The organism is Pseudomonas sp. Ag1 (genome assembly GCF_000278565.1).
In the GTDB taxonomy this organism is placed as follows: Bacteria; Pseudomonadota; Gammaproteobacteria; order Pseudomonadales; family Pseudomonadaceae; genus Aquipseudomonas.
In genome coordinates, this window is the sequence record NZ_AKVH01000070.1 from 11,140 (window position 1) to 29,091 (window position 17,952).

Annotated in this window: 22 protein-coding genes; 1 reads left to right on the top strand and 21 read right to left on the bottom strand. The window is 58.8% G+C overall.

The genetic code is table 11. The features are described from left to right. From A462_RS27550 to A462_RS34175, 21 genes are all read right to left on the bottom strand, one after another. Entirely contained in the window at positions 1-804 is an 804-nt protein-coding gene (locus A462_RS27550) for a hypothetical protein (RefSeq protein WP_008431819.1), read from the bottom strand. Beyond that, the gene (locus A462_RS27545) at positions 801-1,331 is read right to left on the bottom strand and encodes a hypothetical protein (RefSeq protein WP_008431820.1); all 531 of its coding nucleotides are present in this window, start codon (positions 1,329-1,331) and stop codon (positions 801-803) included. Before A462_RS27545 ends, A462_RS27550 begins: the two co-directional genes overlap by 4 nt. Further along, positions 1,328-4,546, bottom strand: a complete 3,219-nt coding sequence (locus A462_RS27540; RefSeq protein WP_008431821.1) for a phage tail length tape measure family protein — start codon at positions 4,544-4,546, stop codon at positions 1,328-1,330. The genes A462_RS27545 and A462_RS27540 overlap by 4 nt, the downstream gene beginning before the upstream one ends. A 35-nt stretch (positions 4,547-4,581) precedes the next feature. After that, positions 4,582-4,821 carry a hypothetical protein gene (locus A462_RS27535; RefSeq protein WP_008431823.1) on the bottom strand — a complete coding sequence of 80 codons (240 nt, stop codon included), beginning with the start codon at positions 4,819-4,821 and terminating at the stop codon, positions 4,582-4,584. 71 nt (positions 4,822-4,892) lie between these two features. Then, positions 4,893-5,306, bottom strand: coding sequence for a hypothetical protein (locus A462_RS27530; protein ID WP_008431825.1), 414 nt, complete (start codon positions 5,304-5,306; stop codon positions 4,893-4,895). Positions 5,307-5,385: 79 nt separating this feature from the next. Continuing rightward, entirely contained in the window at positions 5,386-6,549 is a 1,164-nt protein-coding gene (locus A462_RS27525) for a phage tail tube protein (RefSeq protein WP_008431827.1), read from the bottom strand. 65 nt (positions 6,550-6,614) lie between these two features. Next, positions 6,615-7,010: a phage tail terminator-like protein gene (locus A462_RS27520; RefSeq protein WP_032898832.1), complete on the bottom strand. Its 396-nt coding sequence runs from the start codon at positions 7,008-7,010 to the stop codon at positions 6,615-6,617. Next, positions 7,007-7,582 carry a hypothetical protein gene (locus A462_RS27515; protein WP_008431830.1) on the bottom strand — a complete coding sequence of 192 codons (576 nt, stop codon included), beginning with the start codon at positions 7,580-7,582 and terminating at the stop codon, positions 7,007-7,009. The genes A462_RS27520 and A462_RS27515 overlap by 4 nt, the downstream gene beginning before the upstream one ends. After that, the gene (locus A462_RS27510) at positions 7,582-7,941 is read right to left on the bottom strand and encodes a hypothetical protein (RefSeq protein WP_008431831.1); all 360 of its coding nucleotides are present in this window, start codon (positions 7,939-7,941) and stop codon (positions 7,582-7,584) included. The genes A462_RS27515 and A462_RS27510 overlap by 1 nt, the downstream gene beginning before the upstream one ends. A 3-nt stretch (positions 7,942-7,944) precedes the next feature. After that, positions 7,945-8,337 carry a hypothetical protein gene (locus tag A462_RS27505; RefSeq protein ID WP_008431832.1) on the bottom strand — a complete coding sequence of 131 codons (393 nt, stop codon included), beginning with the start codon at positions 8,335-8,337 and terminating at the stop codon, positions 7,945-7,947. A gap of 40 nt (positions 8,338-8,377) precedes the next feature. After that, the gene (locus A462_RS27500; RefSeq protein ID WP_008431833.1) at positions 8,378-8,953 is read right to left on the bottom strand and encodes a hypothetical protein; all 576 of its coding nucleotides are present in this window, start codon (positions 8,951-8,953) and stop codon (positions 8,378-8,380) included. Between the two features lie 49 nt (positions 8,954-9,002). Continuing rightward, on the bottom strand, positions 9,003-9,971 hold the full coding sequence (locus tag A462_RS27495; protein ID WP_008431834.1) for a major capsid protein: 969 nt from the start codon (positions 9,969-9,971) through the stop codon (positions 9,003-9,005). Positions 9,972-9,982: 11 nt separating this feature from the next. Next, positions 9,983-10,693, bottom strand: coding sequence for a hypothetical protein (locus A462_RS27490; protein WP_008431835.1), 711 nt, complete (start codon positions 10,691-10,693; stop codon positions 9,983-9,985). Between the two features lie 411 nt (positions 10,694-11,104). Then, positions 11,105-12,151, bottom strand: a complete 1,047-nt coding sequence (locus A462_RS27480; protein ID WP_008431837.1) for a head morphogenesis protein — start codon at positions 12,149-12,151, stop codon at positions 11,105-11,107. After that, entirely contained in the window at positions 12,141-13,556 is a 1,416-nt protein-coding gene (locus A462_RS27475; protein WP_032898833.1) for a DUF4055 domain-containing protein, read from the bottom strand. Before A462_RS27475 ends, A462_RS27480 begins: the two co-directional genes overlap by 11 nt. Positions 13,557-13,564: 8 nt before the next feature. Beyond that, positions 13,565-15,058, bottom strand: coding sequence for a terminase (locus A462_RS27470; protein ID WP_008431841.1), 1,494 nt, complete (start codon positions 15,056-15,058; stop codon positions 13,565-13,567). A 1-nt stretch (position 15,059) separates the two neighbouring features. Further along, positions 15,060-15,668: a hypothetical protein gene (locus A462_RS27465; protein WP_008431843.1), complete on the bottom strand. Its 609-nt coding sequence runs from the start codon at positions 15,666-15,668 to the stop codon at positions 15,060-15,062. Positions 15,669-15,676: 8 nt separating this feature from the next. Then, positions 15,677-15,928, bottom strand: a complete 252-nt coding sequence (locus tag A462_RS27460) for a hypothetical protein (RefSeq protein ID WP_008431846.1) — start codon at positions 15,926-15,928, stop codon at positions 15,677-15,679. Beyond that, entirely contained in the window at positions 15,925-16,113 is a 189-nt protein-coding gene (locus tag A462_RS27455) for a hypothetical protein (protein ID WP_008431848.1), read from the bottom strand. Before A462_RS27455 ends, A462_RS27460 begins: the two co-directional genes overlap by 4 nt. A 53-nt stretch (positions 16,114-16,166) precedes the next feature. Further along, the gene (locus A462_RS27450) at positions 16,167-16,499 is read right to left on the bottom strand and encodes a phage holin, lambda family (RefSeq protein WP_008431850.1); all 333 of its coding nucleotides are present in this window, start codon (positions 16,497-16,499) and stop codon (positions 16,167-16,169) included. Between the two features lie 710 nt (positions 16,500-17,209). Beyond that, a complete protein-coding gene (locus A462_RS34175; RefSeq protein WP_157222818.1) occupies positions 17,210-17,383 on the bottom strand; it encodes a hypothetical protein in 174 nt (57 codons plus the stop codon). 292 nt (positions 17,384-17,675) lie between these two features. On the opposite strand from A462_RS34175, the gene A462_RS27445 reads away from it, so the two are divergent. After that, positions 17,676-17,924, top strand: coding sequence for a hypothetical protein (locus tag A462_RS27445; protein ID WP_008431852.1), 249 nt, complete (start codon positions 17,676-17,678; stop codon positions 17,922-17,924). Positions 17,925-17,952: the final 28 nt, after the last annotated feature.

A 17,952-nucleotide genomic window follows, 5' to 3' on the forward strand; every position in this document is an offset into this window, starting at 1 on the left:
TCAGCTCACCGTGGTGGTTGTGTTTAGGATTTGCCAGACGCTACCGTTGCTGCGGCATCGCTTCGGGCCGCCGGTGGCGTTTGTGACATCTATTTCGAAACCGGAGAACGCACTGGCCGCCGGCAGGCTGGCCAGAAGGTATTGGCCAACCAGAACGGGCCCCTGAACGGCCAGCGAGGTGGTGAAGGTTGGCGCATTGAGAAATGCGAACTCACTCCATGCCAGCGGAGTTCCGGCACTCTTCACGCGTACGAAGGTTCGATTGCTGGTCAGCTGAGTCCAGTACTGCGCCGCATACTGTCCGTTCGGGTGCTGATTGTGGATGCCGCACCCCTGCCCTGCCGCGGTGCCAGCCCCAATTGGGACGTTCGTGGTGGCGGCGGTGCTGTTAAAAAACTCCGTGAATGCCAGGCTGTTCAGGTTTCCGGATTCGGTGATGTTGACCCCGCCAACACCAAAATCACCTACCCCTAGTGCGCTGAGGTTGGTGCGGGCTCCGGCTGCGGTAGTAGCGCCAGTACCTCCTAGCGCTACGCTGACAGATGATAGGGTTGCCAAGGAGCCTAGGCCAAGATTCGATCTGGCTCCTAAAGCGGTGCTTGACCCGGTACCGCCGTATGCAATCTCAAGCGATACCGTAAGCCCGGTAATCCGGGTGATGTCGCTATTGGATCCGCTCTTGGCCAAGCCAGCCCGAAGCTGTGCAGCTGTTGCCCTTTTCGAGACCCCTCCCTGCACCACCGGGACAAGCTCGGCGCCAGCGATATCGGTCGCAATAGGAAGAGCAGATATTGTCTTGCTCATACAAGAATTTCCTCGCCGGATTCCGTGATTATGTTTTCGCCGGTTTCTGTTAGAAGCGGATCCCCAGACTCAACGAATCGTGGCCAATCGATATTCATGGCAATGTCGAAGATGTTCATTCCAAGGATGAATTGCGGGGCATAGACCGCCCAGCCACCGGTGAGGATTGGCCGCTCCCACAACTGAAGCGTTGCGCTGATGGTCCAACGATCAACCCCGAACAGCTCGGGGCCGTCGTACATCTCCAGAAAGTGTGCCTTGTAGGGTTGAAGGCCCTGCGGGCTTCTCAGCTCGCACTCGAACCACTGCGAGCCAGAAACCAGCACTTCCTCGAACCATGATTCGAAATACTGAGCCTCGGCACCGCTTAGGTTCCAGATGACCTTGACGTTCGTCGGTACCGACGAGTAATTCCGTCGGTATCGAGCTCGCCCTGTCTGCATGGCCGTGGCTTTGAAGGGGCTCACAGGGTTGAACCCGTACCCATCCCGCAGCGGGTACGGGAGTTCCTTTGGGTACTGAATCATCGTGCAGCCCTTCCCATGCCGAGCATCTGTTGAATGGCTTTGGCGCCTTTTCCGTTGTCATTGATGTTTGCAACGAACTGATCAATCACCCATCGGCCATCATCCATCCGCGACTGGCTCTGCCCAGCTTTGCTGGCATCCTCGATCACGTTTACCACTGGAGCTGCACCGACCTGCGCCCTTGCTACTGCATCCGGCCCTGTCCCTTTGGCGCCCGGCCGGATCGGCGCGACGTTGCCCTTGCGCAGCGCTTCAACTGCCGCCACCCCTCCGTAGCGCTGGATATCCTTCTGGCTCCAGACGACCTCACCCTTGTGCACCGTGCCCGCAGGATCGTTCACGCCCCCAGAGCCGGTGTAACCACCATTCGAGAAGCCAATACCTGCGATGTTGGCGACGTTTGCAGCAGTCGCAACGCCCACAGCAGCGGCAGCAGCGAAGTTGAACGGCGGAGGAAATGCAGCCAGCGCCTTTTGAACGGCCAAGTAGCCGTCAATGGTTGCCTGTGTGATTGCTGCAGCCTTGCCGATCACCGCAAGCTTCTTGTTAGAGGACTGGCTGAGAGTCGCCATGTTGCCGAAGAAATCAGCAGCGCCCACCAGCAATGCCTGGTTCTTGGCCTCTTCTATCTTCTGGCGGTTTTGAGTGGTCTGCTCATCGATGTTCGCCACGCGCGCGGCGTAGGTCTCTTCGTTGATTGCCTTCAGGTCGAGGTATGCAGCCTGCTTTTCAAGCTCGGTTGCGCGCCAGGCCTCAAGCTTCTTCGCTGCGTCGTCGAGCCTGTCAATCTCACTTCCTGCGCCACCGACGGACGCGTCAAGGCCAGGTGCCGCAGGAGCTTTTGTGACGCCCTCAATGGTCCCGGGCTTCTGCGCCGCCTTCAGGTTGATGTCCCGGATCTTGATCAGGGTTTCCAGGCGCTTCGCCGCTTCCGTGTTGCCCTGCCGCTCGTACTCGGCCATCTGCGCAGCATCATCCAAGGATGACTTGAGGCTATTGGCTTCGCGCAGTTGCCCGGTCAACGTCAAGAGTTGCACCTGGTCCTTCTGCGCCTGCTGGATGCCTTTGCTGATCTCCGCTTCACGCTCGAGTGCTACGTTCTTCTTGAGTTGGGCGGTGATCAGGTCCTGGCTGGCAAGCAGAGACTTCTGGTCGGCGGTGAGCGTCTTCTTGCCTTTGATGTCGGCGAGCTGCTGCTCCCACTTGATCAGGGCCTGCGCCTGGACACCGACCTTCTCAGTGGCGATGCCCTGGCCGTTCAGCGAAGCGTTCTGCTGGAGCAGCACGGCCTGAGTCTGGCGCGCCGCGTCCAGTGCCTTCATGCCGGCATCTTCGGTGTAGGCTTTTTGTTTTTTCGGAGCCGACTCTTTGTAGATCGGGTTTTCGCGAATGGCCTTCTGCGATGCGGCTGCCTGCTGCTCACTGATGATGTAGCCGGCGGCTCGAGCTGCGTTGATGCGCTTTTCATCATCCTCAAGCGCCTTGTTCATCTTCTGGCGCTTGGTGAAGTTCTGCTCAATGCTTTTTTGGAATCCTTCGTAGGCCACCTGTCCGTCCCGCTGCACTTGTGCGGCGTGGGCAACTGCTGCTGCGGCATCCTGCTCCGCCTTGGCCTTCTTCGTGTAGCCATCCAGCTCTGCCTGGAGAGTAGCGATACGCTGGCGGGCGTTGCCATCCTCAAAGCCGGTATCCAGCGTCGATTTTAGGTAATTGATCTTCTGCTGAATGGCAGTCAGGTCAGGCCCTTTGTTCGACTCTCTGCCGATATCGAGGATTGCATCCCATCCAGACTTTGCAGCCCCTGCCAAATCGTTCCAGGCGCGTTCAAGAGTGCCCAGGTTCTGCTTGATGTTGCCGGCACGCTCGGTAAGCGCCTTGGCGTAGGCCTCTTCCGCAATTGCGGCTGCCGCCTGCTTGTCGCCTTGCTCCTGAGCCGCGCGAACCTGCTCATATACGGAAGCCGTGAGGAAGTTGTACTTATTGTTGAGTTCGGCAATTGCCTTAACCGGATCGTCCGCGAGACTATTGAACTCGGCAACCGTTGTTGAGACTGCCTGCCCTGTCGCCTTTTCCCAAGAGATTGCAGCGATCGCGATTTCTTCGAAGCTGCTGCTGGCGATCTTTCCAGATGCGGCCAGCTGCGCCAAAGCAGACGCGGCCTGGCCGGTGGTGCCGACCGTGTCGCCGATGCGCTTGGCCATCTCAGCCAGGGCGCCGGTGGTGGTGCCAGAGGCATTACCGGTGGAAACCAGCGAGAGGCGGAAAGCATCCTGCTCTTTCGATCCTTGATAGTAGGCCAGGCCAAGGACACCAATAGCGGCGGCGGCCACGGTGAAGGGGTTCACAAGCCCAAGAATATATCCGCCAAGGGCCTTGGCCGCTGGCCCTACGCCGCCGAACATATCTTTGAGCTGGCCGCCTTGCTGGAGCAGCACGGTCAGTGGAGCCTGCCCGCCCTGAAGGGAAACGGCGATGTCGGTAAACTGAGCAGGCACACCGCGCAGTGCCGCCGCGGTCGCTTTGGCGGTCATACCGGTTTTGTTCATGTCGGAATTGAACCGACCAAGATCGGCGCGCGTTGTATTCAGCTTGCCCTGGTAGTCGGCGAATGTTTCGGGGTCGAGAAGCTTCTTGTTCTTGGCCAGATCCTTTTCCATCTGGTCGAGCTCATTGAGCTTTCGCGTGACCGGGTCAATCTTTCCGAGCAAATTTGCCAGCGCTGCCGCCTGCTCATCGTTCGCAGCGGCTGCTTTCCTTGAAGAGTCCGCTTGTCGGCCATTGGCCAGAGCATTTGCATCAGACTCGGCCTGTAGGCGCTTGGCCAGTGCCGCCAGATTGCTTGCCTTGGACCCCGCCACATCGAAAACAGAACCAGCCTTTTCCGTGCTGGCAGACATGGCCTTGATGTATTCGCTCGCGTGAAGCGAGCTTTTAGCCATTTCAACCAATCGGCCCTTGGCTTGGTCGTAGGTCTCTGCAGCTTTCTTGGTAGATGTGCCCGACTTTTCAGAGCTTTCGGCCAGCACGTCAATGGAGCCGGCTGCCTTGCGGGCGCTGTTACCGGCTCCATCGATACCGGCCCCGGCCTGATCCATCGCTGGTTTCACGCGCAGGCCTACTGCCTCCAGCGCGCCAAGAGCCTTGCGGACGTCTTCGGCCTTTTGCTCAGCGTCGCGGCTGTCGATCTCAAGGACCAGACGTGAAGTTTGAGTCATGTTGCCTCCGGGCAAAATTGCCGCAGGGCGGCGGATCAGTCGTCTTCTTCGCTCAGGCAAATCGCATCCAGCGCAAACATCACTTCATCCACTTCCCGGCGATCCAGGGGGGATGGGTGAGCGTCGAGCCAGTCGGAGATTTCGCGGGCAGACAGCGGCAGCGGGAAGGCTCCCACCATGGTTGTGATAAAGCGGCGGCCCCGGCAGACGCCGAAGAACGTGGCGAGCAGGTGCTTGGTGATGGGGTCGGTTGGCGGCTCTTCGGGAATTTCCATGCGCAGGCGCTCGTAGATGGCCCGGCGCTTGTCAGCCTGACCGCCCCACTCCCTTTCCCACTCGAACCGGGTTACTGCTTTTCCACGGTTTCAGCCAGTTCTGTACCTGCCTGGATCGTGGCTTTGCTGCCTTCCTGCAGGACGAACAGGAAGAAGTCGATGTTGGCCTCGAGCAGCTCCGTGCACGCGCCCGCAGTGAACTTGAGCGGGCTGCCCTGATCGTCCTGCACACCGTCCCAGTCCTTCACGATGAACTGTGCCAGGAGAGCGCAATGGCTCTGGTGCTCAGTCATCTCGCCAGCAACCACTCCAATTTCGTCTTGAGCGAAGGTCGCGTCGTTGCGCTGGATGCGCCGGCGTACTCGCTCAAGGGCAACCAGGTATTCAGGGTTGTCGATACCACCCAGCTGAATTTTGGTGTCGTCATCGAACTTGGCCCATCGCAGATTGGTGACCGGGGCCTTCTTGCTCAGTTTGAGAGCCATGCTAAATCCTCAACGCCGCGCCATAAAAAAGGCCACCCGGGCAGGCGTTAGAGCCCGGGAAGCCAAAAGGTTTATCGTGTTATGCGGTGACCGTGATGGTTGCGGTGCTGGTCTTGGTGCCGTCCGCAACGCTGGTGGCGGTGATGACGGATGTGCCAGTGGCAACGCCCGTGACCAGGCCTGAACTGTTGACGGTGGCAACCGATGGGGTTGCACTGGTCCAGGTCACAGCCTGATTCGCACCAGCCGGTGCGACGGTCGCTGTCAATTGGCGAGTTGCCGCGACAGCAATCGAGGCGGTGCCCGGCGCGACGGTCACGCCAGTAACAGCGGTCGGCGATGCCAGTCGGGTGATGGTCGGGCTGATCTTGGCGACGGTGTAGTTCAGCGTCACCTCAATCAGGTCACGCTTTCCGCCGCTTGGCAGTTCGCCATCCACTTCCACCGCAGGGAAGTTGAAGGTGTACTTGTTGCCAAGGGCATCGGTGATCGGGAACACCACGGAGATTGGCAGACGGGTGAAGGTCTTCTTCCAGATCTCCCAGGCCCGCTTAGACCAGGCCAGGGTGATGGTGCCGGTAATGGCCGCTTCGGTTGCGATCTGCGCGCCCGGGCCGAGCTTGGTGTTGCCGATGCAGCGCTGGGCCTGGAGGCTGTTGTCCAGGTTGATGGTCATGGCCGATACGCAGGCCACCCCTTCCAGCGATTCTCCGTCTACCGAGATCGTGCCGACGTTGTTGTTCGACAGAAACGGCGTGGTGGTCGGGGCGTTCGGCGACACCACAATCTGGGTATCGCTGTCGGCATAGTCCAGGCAGGCCATGTTGAAGGTGGTGGTCACCTTTCCATCGGACGGGATATCCAACGCCCAGGTAGACACATGAGCGCCCTTGAACACGCTGTACACGCCTACATCGCTGTAGCCCTTAGCGATGCTGTAGGTGTTGCGAGTATCGCCAACAGACAGCACGTTGCCGGTCCAGGTGCCGTAGAAAGCGGCCTCCAGAAGCTGATCGAACGAGGCAAACGAGAATTCAGCAGTTAGGTCGCCCCCGATGTCCGTGCTGGTGGCCACCGAGCCTTGGCTGATGCGGGAGTCGGTGATCTCGTCACTGACTGCGGTATTGACGGTAGGGGTCAGTGCGTTGCCGGTCAGGCGCAGCGTGTCCCAGATGCCGGTGGGGGTAACGCCTGGCGTGACCTCCTTGATGATGTGCGAAACGACTTTTGCGCCGGAACTCATGGGTGAGTCTCCTATCTGCGGGCATAAAAAAACCCGCTCAAGGCGGGTGGATGGTGTTGCCTGGCTCAGCCGGCGCGGAACCGGATGTTCACGTTGATCTGGTAAAAGCCCTCGAACTCGCCGGCGACCACCTGGCTGGCCTCCATGCATTCGAGATCGCCGGACATCCAGTAGGCGAAGTGCGCTTCGAGTGCGTCGGCCAGTTCGTTGATCGCCTTTGTGCCCGTATTGAGCCGAGCGAAGCACTGGATGCTTACTTGGCCGGGCTTTCGCGTGTATGGCTTGTCGGCCATGCCAGCCATGAATGCCGTGGCGTACTGCACGTTGAAGCGACACCAGAGGCCGGCGGCCGGTGGCGTGAATACGGTCGGCTGGTTGGGGTAGTCAATCCGCGCTTGGTCAATACCCGTGAAGGCGACCATCCTCGCAGTGAGCGCCGCCCTGATTTGCTCGTAGGTCATTTGTAGGCCTCGGATACGCCAATGAAGGCCAGGTCATACACGCCGTCGGGCGCTTGTGTGGAGTGGCCCAGTTCGAGCATCTCGCCGTACGGGCTGTTGGTCTGGATGTAGATGACCGGGAACTTGCCGGACGCATTGATCTGCGACACGCCGTCGGAGATTGTCGCGGATCCCGTTGGGTCAACACGATCAATCACCGACAGGTCTGGCGCGCCGATAGAAACCATATGGCTGCCCCGGAACGTGCCGCCGATGTAGCCCTTGCCGGCCGCCTTGGCGTCGACATAGAAGTTTTCCTTGCGTTCGCGCTGGGTAAGCTTCTTGAACTTCTTGCTCCCGGTGTTGCTGGCATTGCGGGCGTCGACGTTCGCGTCGTATGCATCTGCCAGGGCCACATTCTTCGCCTTCAGCGCAATGTTGGCTTTCCAAAGCGCTGGATTACCCACCGGCGACCGGTTGACAACTTCGGTGAGCATGGCAATTGCGATGACGCGGGCCATCTGCGTTATGTCATCCCCGGCCTGGTCGGCAAAGTCGGTGAGGCTGTGGCTCCAACCGGCTTTACCTGTCATCAGACTTTCCTCAGCTGGATCTCGTAGTGGGCAATGGCCGGGTCGGTCTGCACGTTGATCACGTCGAAACCGTTGATCTTGTGGTCGATGTCAGGCGTGCCGCCGATTGTTTCGTTGGTCAGCGCGATCAGCAGTTGGTCGGTGGCGCGTATGTTCACGCCGTCCACCCTGTCCATCTTGAATGCGTCGAACACGCCTCGGCCGGTGTAAGCAATTACCACTGGCGGACCAGCAGCCTCTGTAACGGGGTCCCACGTGCCAGGTAGTGTCACGCCGCCGGCGAATGGCTGCACAGCATCAGCCAGGTCGGTATCGAAGGCCTCGGCCAAATCCTTCTGGATGTCTTCGCGAAGGCCCACGACTCACCCCCTGTCTACGCGGAAGGAAAATGGGCTGGAACGCCAGGGAGAAAGCAGCGCCAGCGCAAACTGCACATCACCAGGCTGAGCAATGATCTTGCTACTGTCCAGGGAAGCAAACGTCTTGCTGGTGCTGACCGAGCCTGCCTTGACCGTCTTGGCCTCAAGAGACCCTTCGGTCTGCTGCTGGTACAGCTTGCCTTGGGCAGCGACAGACGCCAGTTCGGCGCCCGCCTGTTTAACCTCGTCAGGGATGGCGCTCATATCGACGCCAACGAGGTTGAGCGAGGCCAGATAGGCATTCGCCTGCAACACTGCGCGGGCTTTCTTGTCATCTGGCGCCCATGCAGAGCCCAGGATGGCGTCAACGTCCGCCACAGTGATGTAGGTAGCCATCTGGCCTCCTCTTGAATGAGTGGGGCCTAAGCCCCGGGTTTTACGCCTTCGGCAGTTCGTCTACCTGCTTCTGCAGAGACTCTTTCGAGGCGTTGGCGCGGTAGGTGACCTTGGCCGCGTCCAACTTGGCCTTCAGGTCGGCAATTTCTTTTGCCTCCGCGTCCGCCAGGCGCGCTTGCTCGGCTTGGGCCAGCAAATCGTCGACCTGCTTTTGCAGGGTCTTCACCTTCTCCACCTCGCCATCACGCTCATTGCGCAAACTCTGCACGCCTGCATTGATCGCCTCGAACACCTGAAACAGGCGATCAGCGTTCGGTCCCAGATCGCCTTCGGGGCGCACCAGCGCCTGATCAGCGAATGACTCGACGATCAGGCCGACAGATTCGAGTTCAGCACGGAAGGCATCGATATTGAAGCTGGAGTTGCCACCATCGATCAGCAGCACCTTCGGCACTTCCTTGACCGTCACGTCAGGCACATTGTCGGCAGCATCTTCGCGACTCTCGGTAACGCTTGCGTCGACGATGCGCAGGCCGCTTGCTTTGGCGAGCGCCTTCACGTCTTCCTGGTACTGGTGGAATGGACCAGGCAGATACCAGATGTTCTTGTTAATCATGATCGTTTCCTCGCCAAGCCGGGCACTGGGCCCGACTCAGCTGTCAGGGTTACTTGGAGGCGTCACCGATCAGAGCCACACCGGCGGTGTGCTTGATGCTGGTGGCGGTCTTGTCCCAGTTCGTCCCAGTCGCCAGTTCGGCGTCGGTTGGCGACTTGCCGCCGGTGGTGGTGTCCCAGGTGTAGCCCTTCAGGCCCAGGCCGAAGGTGTAGTCGGTCTGGAGCGTGGTTTCGATACGCTCCTTGCCGTTGGTGGTCTGGACGTTGCTGATGATGTCGCGGCCGTCGTGGACCAGCGCAGCGCCTTGCACCAGGGACAGGATGATTTCCTTGTTCGGGGTGCCGGCCTGCATCAGCGCCGGGGCGTCCGTCACAACGGAAATTTTGCCGAGGATGTCCACCACGCGGACGTTGCCCGCCTGGAACAGCTGCTGCTGGTTCGCCAGGTTCTGACCTACCAGCTTGTGGTAGCTGGTGCCCTGCATTACCTGGGTTACCAGGTTCTGGCTTGCGTCGCCGAACTTCGCGTGAGCGTTGTTCAGGCCGGCGTAGGTAATGCCAGCGGTAGCCGACACATCGTTGACCGCAGCGGCCTGGGCGGTAATCGCAGCAACCAGGGCGGCGATCGCGGTGTTCAACTGATCCTTCAGCAGGATTTCAGCGAAAGCACGGCTGGCGACTTCGATGCCTTGCGCGGTTGGGCGCTCCAGCCAGGTCATTTGCGATGGCTCGTAGCGGATCGGGCCGAAGCCGCCGGCGACTTTCACCGAAGTGTTCTTCAGTTCGGTCAGGTCGGTTGCAGCGACGGCGGCGTTCGCGCTGTAGCGATCCACACGGCGCTGGGCAGCGGCCAGGGTCTGGAAGAACGACTCCTGGAGGAAGTCACCAGTGAAGCCGTCCGGAGACAGCACGATTGCACCGCGGCTGGCGGCGTTGAAAGCGGCGAGATACTGATCCAGCGTCTCGAGAGTCGCCGGCATGATGTATTCGTTGAAAACCTGCATTTGCGACAGGGACATGAGTTATTTCCTTACGATTGAGGGAGATCTGGGAACCGGCTTGCGATTGCAGCCGTCCGTTCCTCTTTGGTGCCGCCGATTTTTCCTTTTGCGGCCCCGCCGCCCTTACCAGCACCGCCGGCCCCGCCGCCCGATGCCTTACTGCCAGCGATCAGCGGACCGAAGGCCGGATCGTTGGTGAATTCTGCTTTCAACTCTTCAAGCGTTGCCGCCGAGAGCTTTCCGGAGGCATCCAGCACGACGACGGTTGGTTTGCCGTCTCGCTGCTCGACGCTCAGCCGGCGTTCGATATGAGGAAGCAATGCCTTGGCGCTGCCAGGGATCGCCAGAGTAGTGGCGATATCTGTAGCGGTACGGCCTACGGTCAGATCCCGGATCTGGCCCTGCAGGGCGCTATTCGTGCTTTCCAACTGCCCCGACAGCTCAGCCTCACGGCGGGCGTACTTCTCGGACCAGGACTTCTCCAGCTCCTCGACGTTGCCGGATTTGCGGGCCAGTTCTTCGCGCTCCAGGCGCGCAGCCTCTTCCGCCTCGCGCGCCTTCTTTTCGGCCGCCTTCTTCTCGCCGAGCAGTTCGTCAACCTTGGCCTTAAGGCCGGTAACGTCTTCTTGTGCTGGCAAGCCATCGATGTTCAGGACGTACTTACCGCCCTTCTCGACGTACATGGCTTGAGTGGCTTCGTCGACGCCTTCGAGGCTGTCCAGTTGGAATTTCAAGGTCATTGCTGTCTCCCAGAGACTTGGTGCAGGCCCTGCCTGCGGGCGTAAAAAAACCGGCTCATGGCCGGCTGGAGTTAACGTCCTGGCTTAATCTCACAACCAGTGGTCTTTAGGTTCGTGGCGGTCGCGGGATCGCCGGTTACGCTGAACGCATCTGAAACATGAACCTCAAATCGAGTGGTTGGAGACGAGGAAAAATTGTCTCGCTGCAACTTGCACAGCTTCTTTAGATGACCCTGGAGTATCAGAAGGGTCATGCCGTCGGCGCCAGATGCAGAGCTTGCGGCATTGCTGATGGCGGACTCGAGAGGATCGAGGCCGAAACCTGGAACAAGCGCCTGCTGGCCGGCAAATCCACCGTCTACGAAGCAATTCGGTCTGTCACACATGCTCACTCTCTTGCCATGCAGGCAGTTAGTTAAGTCCCGCTCGCTCGAAGGCCAGCGGTTCAAGGTCTTTCAGTTGCTGCAGGGTCAGGGTTTTGCCGTTGTCATCGACGAACTTGTCGAGGGTCAACTCGCCCTTGCTGAACAGCGCGTAGCGGTTCGGGCCAAGGATGTCGCGCTGGAAGGCTGCCGGTTGGCGTGACAGCCAGTCCTGATAGCTCGTCTTGCTCGACACCATGGCCACACCGTCAGGACCGATTGAGGGCCGGGTAGAGCCTGGTATCTCGCGGGCAAACTCGTCTTTGAGGACAGGCACCAGCGTTGTGCGGCACCCCCAGTGATACGGAGGCTTTGGCCCATCCAAGGGGATGATCGTCTGATCGATGCCCATGCAATACAGTGTGGTGCTGGAGTCGAGCGTGGCGATCCGCCGCATGCCTTTGAGGATGTCGTCGTTCGCCTTGAGCGTTTCCACCCTGGCCGTGCTGGCAATGTGGTTGGTCATGGTGCGAACGAGCGATGAGGCCTGATCCTGGTGCAACTGGTGGATGCTTGTCAGCCGCCGGCCGATCTGCTGGCTGGTCTCGCCCAGGCTTGAACCAATCTGAATCTCACCGATGATCTCGGCGGCCTTCTTGGTGCCGAACTGGTCGAGGGCGCCGCTGATGCTGATGCGCTGAATGCCCTTGCGAGCCTCCAGCAGCAGAGGATCAGCCAGCGCCGCAGCGCTCACCATCTCCGCTGACGGCACGTTGAGCTGAACAATGGCCTTGATGACCTTGCCCAGCATCTTCCCGTTGAATTCAGCCTCATAGGCAGCAAATTCGCCAAGGTCCAGCTGTGCGCGGCCCTTCAAGTCGTCGTAGATGCCTCGCAAATCGCCCTGGAGCGTTTCTATCTGCGAAGTGTAACGACGAGTGCCGTAATCGCTCAGGCCTGCTGTAACGCGATCTTTGGCTGTTTTGATGGCCTTACTGATGAACGCAGCCACCCGCTTCAGGTTTCCGCCCGCATATCGCTGGACGTAGATCTGGTGCCTGGTGGTGGCGTCCGTCAGATAGCCTTCACTGCTCATTGATTCCGCCTACCGGTGATTGGCTTGCCAGTTCTTCGTCGATCTTGTCGTCAGTCCGATCGGCCTCAAGCACGCCCCCCTGGCGCAGGTTGGTTCGCACATCCGACTTCGCAATGAAGCCCTGCTGCCAAAGCTGTACCTGGGCGAGGATGTCCTGGGCGGTCATGGTCTCATCGAAGAACGACTGATTAAGCCAGAACACGGTGCCCTTCTCGTCAGGCTCGCCGATCATGAAGCGCTCGGCGTCAAGAATGGCGCGCTTCAGGGCTTCCGAAACGTTGCCAGCAATAGTGCCGAGGACAGAGTTATCAGAGCTATACCGGATGCGTACAGCCTCTGCCGTCTCGGCGCCGCCACCCTGCTGGACGATACGAGCGCCGATCATTAGCATTTGCTCTTCCTTGTCCTTCAGCAGCGTTCGGGCCAGCTGGCTTTCTGTTGCCTGGACCAATTCGGCTGAACCGGTCTTGCCGAGGTTATAGCCCCGAGTCGAGCCTATGTGCATGCCGTTGGGATTGAGCTTGATGAAGCTATCGGGATCAATATCGGTAGTAATGAATAGCGTCGGCTGGCTGCTGATGAACCCGCTTTCCTCCACCGTGGCGCTGTTGCCGTAATGCAGGATGTTCACATCGGCCAAGTCCTCAAGGGGCGACTTGTCGATGCTGGCGTCGTTGTTCTGGGCGCCGAAGAAGCTGAACGGAATGTGGTCAAAAGGCTGCCCTGCCTTGTCGGTCGGCAGCGCCTCGTCGTAATCGTCGGAGCCTTCCCGGTAGACACGCTGAACGTATTTCCCATCGACCAGCAGCAGAACTCTGTTTTGTACGTATTTCTCACGCGCAAGCTCTACCGGGTCAAACTCGGTCACGCACTCTTGCAGGTTCACGTACACCAGACGCTTAACGCCATCAATCACCTGCTCTTCCCAGTCAATAATTGCCAGGGAGTCATAGAAGTGAATGAGGGCGCGCTTTGTTGCCAGGTCAGCCATAGAGCTGACGCCGTCCTCAGATTCAGCGGGGGGGAAGTCGACAAGAAAACCGCCGCGCCCCGTGTCCAGGCATTCGCCAACAGACTCCTTAGAAAGTTGCTCGAGGCTCGTTCCGTCACCACTGGCGTTCTCTTTCAGGTACTCAATGGCGCCTGGCAGAGTCAGTTCAGCAGTCTTGCGGAACACCGCCCCCATCAGACCGGTGCGCGTGCGCCCAGTAATATTGAGGAACATAGCCCGCTTCTTGTACTGCTTGTACCGGGCCTGGTTCTCCGGTGTTTTGTTCTCCGGGTCTGGCATTGGCAGGTATTCATCATGCTTGCGAACCTCTCGCGCCCCTGCCACACAACGCTTCACCAGATGCCAGCCTGCCAGGGCTTGCGCGTACTCTGCCCGTGGAATGAAATTTGGCATTGATGGCCTCAGAATGTGAATGTGAATGTGACGGGGATGTGGGTCATTGCTACGCGCTTGGTCTTGGCCACCGCGAAGTAGCGGAAGGCGTCAGCCGGGTGGGATGCCCAGTCGTGAAGCGGCCGGTCTTTCCAGCAGCCTTTCTTGTCGTCCCACTCTTTGCGGTAGTTCTCCAGGGCGGTGATGCCCTCTTCGCACTTGGATTCGTCGAATGCGCAATGGGCCAGGATCTCGCGCGCTTGGTCGATGCCGTCGTCTACGCCGATCTTGGGCACCACCTGGAAGGTCATGCGGTAGTGCTGGCCGTCGATCTCGTAGCCCTCACGGGCCATTTCTCGGCGGGTCTTGGCATCACTGCTGAACTCGCGGTTGTCGATGTCGTGCGGCCCCCAATGCTCGGCGTACACGTAGCCACGATCCTTCAGCACCTTCATGTAATGCCGCAGGCCTTCGCCGCTGTTCTGGTAGAAGTCGATGACGTGGAACTCGGTTCCGACCTGACGCACGAACCAGATGGCCGTGGAGTCGCCGACACCGATATCCCAAAATGTCATCACCGGCTGGTGGCTGTTGTCCGGCAGCACCCCGATACGCTGGGAGGCGTAAAGCTTGGTGAACTGCCTGGCGTAATATGCGCCTTCGATTGACTGCTGGAAGGCCTCGGCGGGGATCGACGGGTACTCCCGCTTCATGTCGTCGCCGAGCGTCTTCTCCTTGGCTGCGTACCAGGCGCGCTGGCCTGGGTTCGTGACGATCCCGTGCTTGGCTGCCAGGTCTTCGAAGTAGGTGATCAGGCGGTCAGGGATGATCGCTGTGGCCGGGTCGAGCCAGTAGGCCTTGTTGTTCCACCAACTGAAGAAGAAGAACTTCCAATCCAGAAGGCCGAGAGCCACGCCGGACAATTGCTGCTTCTCTGCGCTCTGCGAGTACTCGAAAAAGTAGCCTGCCCGGCCCTCCGCCGTCGATTCAATCGTGACGAAGCAATCGGTGGCGACAGCCTCGAAGGCGCCGGTGACGATCTCTCTGGCCTTGTGGGGAAACTTGGCGCAGATCTTCCCGAACTCGGAAACGTGCAGGTAGCGCAGAGTGCCACCCCGAAACGAGGTACTGACGTAGAGTGAGCCGCCCTTGCTGAATACCAGCTCGCCGGCGGCATCGTTGCTCGCAGGGTTTGCGGCGCGGATCTCCTTCGGCAGATTGTCGTAGGCGTACTTCACCTTCTCCCGGAACAGGCGCTTGGCGTCGTTCAGGGTGTGAGCGATCAGGGCGCATTTGGCTGATTCGAACAGCGCCGCGTCCAGCTGGATGATGCAGCACTCAGTGGTGAAGCCAAGCTGCCGAGCCTTCAAGATCAGGTTGCGAGTGTGCATCCCCTCGAAGTATTCAATCTGCTCATCCGTCATCCGGAAGCGGACCTTCTTGCCCTGCTTGTCCGTGATGAAGTAGAGGTTGTTCAAGCGCCAGTATTTGTCCCGGAGCAGCTTCAAATGCTCGGGTTTCATATCAGGCGTCCTTCGATAGATCGTCCATCATCTTGGACAGCTCGTCAGCGTCATTGCCGCCGGATTTGGTGTCGAGGTCGTAGGCTTGGCGCTCCAGCGAGATCAGAGTCTTCAGCGTCTCCGCCATTTCCTTCATCGTCTTGGAGCGGCCAGGCAGATCGATGATCTTCTGGTACAGGTCGTTGCGCTTGTCCTGCCCGTTGTCATCCTCGGAGCGCATCAGCTCACCGAGCTCTTCGAACAGCTGGCGGTTATCGGTCAGGCCCTCAAGCTCGTCCAGCAGCTTGTTGGTGAGTCGCCTCCCACGGGATATGTCACCGCGGTGAGCCATGCGGATGTTCGCAATGACCTCAGCGTTGACCTCGATGATCTCGCGCTCGGTTTCCACCGATTTGCTGGCAACCTGTGTGGCAACCTCTCGTTTGGCAACCAGCGAATCAGCCTTGGCCTTGATCTTTGCCTTGAGGTCGCGCTCCCAGCCATTGGCCTTGGCACGCTTCTGGATGGCTGTGTGTGACACGCCACAGGAAGCGGCGATCTCTCTGACGGAAAGCAATCCGGCCCGGTAGGCGCGTTCAATTGCCTCCCAGTCGGGTTGCTTGGTTGTCATGGGAATCCTTAGTCTTGGCTGTCCAGCAGCACATCAATCAGCTTCTGCTCACCCAGGCGCATCGCACCGAGGCATTGCAGGTCATCGCACTTGGGGCCGAGGCCGAACACGGTTACCTCTCCCTTGGCGCCGATCAGCGTCAGCGCGCCTACAGTGCATTCCGGGTGCTCGCCGGCATCAAGGTCATCAGCAATCTTGCGCAGGGTCTTGGCGGCGTCGCGCCAATCCTCCCGCTTGAATTCAAGAACCTTGACGGTCATTCGGTCACCTGCTGCAGCCACTCTTCAATGATCCGCTTCACCACGAGCTCAGTTAGGATTGAGGACGGCTTGTCGCCAGCGATCACCGATTGAACCAGGGCGTGCGGGATTACGTGGGCACCATCACTGGCTACCACCATCAGGTGCGGGCGCTGGTCGGCGATGTCATAGACGTTAACTTTCATGACCTTCTCCAATCCCGCGCCACGATTCGGCGCATTCGAAAACGTGGCGCGGTTTAATCAACCTTGCGGGCTGGCAGCTTGAAGTCCGTCACGCGGTCGGCAATTGTGCGGATCTTCTCCACGCCCAAGAAGCCAACCCAGCCACCGACGAATGTAGCCATGCTCTGCGGGAGCGAGAAGAACTCAAGCCCGCTGATGATGGTCAGGGCTAGACCACCACAGATGGCGCCTTCCACGATCATCTGTCGCCGCGTGCCACCGCCGTAGGTGATTCGAAGGACGGCCATGGCACAGGACAACGCAGCCGCATAGAGGATTGGCGAATGCTGACTCAACCACGCAAGCGCAATCGTCCAGGTTTCTGGTTTGTCTGGCATGTTGGACATCTCAGTTCCTCCCCGTCAGGGAGTTAGGAATACGGCAGGCCGTGACCTGCTGATTTGAATCAGCCCCGGCGGCACTCCCTGCTCATGGCGAAGGGTGTGGCGGGGCCGAAAACGAAAAGGCCCCAGCAAATGCTGAGGCTCAAGAAATGGTGGTCAGAATTCACTTCCGGAGATATCTCCTTCAGATGAATGGCAGTGATATCATATTGCCAGATTAGACATCACAAACTACGGGGCAATATCTATGAACAGACTACTCATTCTCGCTACTTCGTTACTGGCTTCTCAGGCTTATGCATATTCACAGTCGGATATCTCTGGTACCTGGGAATGCATGATTCCTGGTAGAACTTACACAATGACGTTCACTCCTGAAGGGAAATACGAGTCTCATGCCGGCAGCGGTAGCGACTACTCAGGCACCTACTCTATTAACGGGATTTTTCTGTTGACAAACTATCGAAATGTCAATTATCAGAGCTCCAACCTAAGCTCATCTTACCAAGTCAATCGCGTGACAAGTAATCAGTTGGTGCTTGAGGCGGACGGGAAAATGATCCCCTGCATCAAGTAACGCATAGAACAATAGCTTTCAAAACAAACCCGGCCAAGCCCCGGTTTTTTGCGTGGTGGGCGCGCAGGCTGCGGCCGTATTCCTGTAGTACTGAACCGGCTTATCAGCGTCCAGGCCTTCCTTAAGGCTGCCGTGGCTACAGGTGAAATGAGAAAGCGGGCGAGATATCGAAGTAGTAGTCCTTCCCTTCTTCGAAATGCTCGGCGCGGTCGGCGGCCACGTTCAAGGTGTATTCACCGTAAGGCGTGTACTTGCCGTAGATCGCGTCTTCTTCAGCGGGATTGGCCGACCACACGGCACCGAAGTGCACGCGTGTCAGTGATTCCGTCGAGCCCTGAACAGGCCCTTTGGAGCGGATAGTCATTTTGCAGCGATTGATATCGCGACATCGACGGTTCCTCTGTATCGATTGGCCAGGAGGGTCTTTCCGGTCTTTCGCCTGCATTTGGGCAATAAAAAAACGGCTTGGTGCCCGGGCTTCTTTGGGTATCGAGTAAGCATACGATCACGTCGGTCTACACGACGTTCGGCGAGTGGATCCAATCTTAAATTGGTGATATCAAAAAGCGTGGCAATACGCCACTCAACCAACTGGTATCGAAATGGTTTGGAAAAGCGATGACAACAAGAAGTATCGCGGCAAAATTGATCGGATTTATGTATCCCTCACCGAATCATGGGAGGTGGAGTACTACATCGATCATTATCTGAAGACTCGAGGCCGCGCAGTGACCGACGAAAACCGCAGCAAGGTCGCGCATAAACTTGAAGCTTCGCCGGGACGCGCGCCGCACATGCGCTCGGATCTCAACGCTTGGTTGGATAAAGAATGGGGGTTGAAAGCCCAGTAACAAAAAAGCCCGGACATAATGGCCGGGC

Excerpts from the sequence above, each read along its gene's own strand:
- A462_RS27550 (WP_008431819.1), bottom strand. The coding sequence starts at position 804 with ATGAGCAAGACAATATCTGCTCTTCCTATTGCGACCGATATCGCTGGC.
- A462_RS27545 (WP_008431820.1), bottom strand. The coding sequence starts at position 1,331 with ATGATTCAGTACCCAAAGGAACTCCCGTACCCGCTGCGGGATGGGTAC.
- A462_RS27540 (WP_008431821.1), bottom strand. The coding sequence starts at position 4,546 with ATGACTCAAACTTCACGTCTGGTCCTTGAGATCGACAGCCGCGACGCT.
- A462_RS27535 (WP_008431823.1), bottom strand. The coding sequence starts at position 4,821 with ATGGAAATTCCCGAAGAGCCGCCAACCGACCCCATCACCAAGCACCTG.
- A462_RS27530 (WP_008431825.1), bottom strand. The coding sequence starts at position 5,306 with ATGGCTCTCAAACTGAGCAAGAAGGCCCCGGTCACCAATCTGCGATGG.
- A462_RS27525 (WP_008431827.1), bottom strand. The coding sequence starts at position 6,549 with ATGAGTTCCGGCGCAAAAGTCGTTTCGCACATCATCAAGGAGGTCACG.
- A462_RS27520 (WP_032898832.1), bottom strand. The coding sequence starts at position 7,010 with ATGACCTACGAGCAAATCAGGGCGGCGCTCACTGCGAGGATGGTCGCC.
- A462_RS27515 (WP_008431830.1), bottom strand. The coding sequence starts at position 7,582 with ATGACAGGTAAAGCCGGTTGGAGCCACAGCCTCACCGACTTTGCCGAC.
- A462_RS27505 (WP_008431832.1), bottom strand. The coding sequence starts at position 8,337 with ATGGCTACCTACATCACTGTGGCGGACGTTGACGCCATCCTGGGCTCT.
- A462_RS27500 (WP_008431833.1), bottom strand. The coding sequence starts at position 8,953 with ATGATTAACAAGAACATCTGGTATCTGCCTGGTCCATTCCACCAGTAC.
- A462_RS27495 (WP_008431834.1), bottom strand. The coding sequence starts at position 9,971 with ATGTCCCTGTCGCAAATGCAGGTTTTCAACGAATACATCATGCCGGCG.
- A462_RS27490 (WP_008431835.1), bottom strand. The coding sequence starts at position 10,693 with ATGACCTTGAAATTCCAACTGGACAGCCTCGAAGGCGTCGACGAAGCC.
- A462_RS27480 (WP_008431837.1), bottom strand. The coding sequence starts at position 12,151 with ATGAGCAGTGAAGGCTATCTGACGGACGCCACCACCAGGCACCAGATC.
- A462_RS27475 (WP_032898833.1), bottom strand. The coding sequence starts at position 13,556 with ATGCCAAATTTCATTCCACGGGCAGAGTACGCGCAAGCCCTGGCAGGC.
- A462_RS27470 (WP_008431841.1), bottom strand. The coding sequence starts at position 15,058 with ATGAAACCCGAGCATTTGAAGCTGCTCCGGGACAAATACTGGCGCTTG.
- A462_RS27465 (WP_008431843.1), bottom strand. The coding sequence starts at position 15,668 with ATGACAACCAAGCAACCCGACTGGGAGGCAATTGAACGCGCCTACCGG.
- A462_RS27460 (WP_008431846.1), bottom strand. The coding sequence starts at position 15,928 with ATGACCGTCAAGGTTCTTGAATTCAAGCGGGAGGATTGGCGCGACGCC.
- A462_RS27455 (WP_008431848.1), bottom strand. The coding sequence starts at position 16,113 with ATGAAAGTTAACGTCTATGACATCGCCGACCAGCGCCCGCACCTGATG.
- A462_RS27450 (WP_008431850.1), bottom strand. The coding sequence starts at position 16,499 with ATGTCCAACATGCCAGACAAACCAGAAACCTGGACGATTGCGCTTGCG.
- A462_RS27445 (WP_008431852.1), top strand. The coding sequence starts at position 17,676 with ATGGTTTGGAAAAGCGATGACAACAAGAAGTATCGCGGCAAAATTGAT.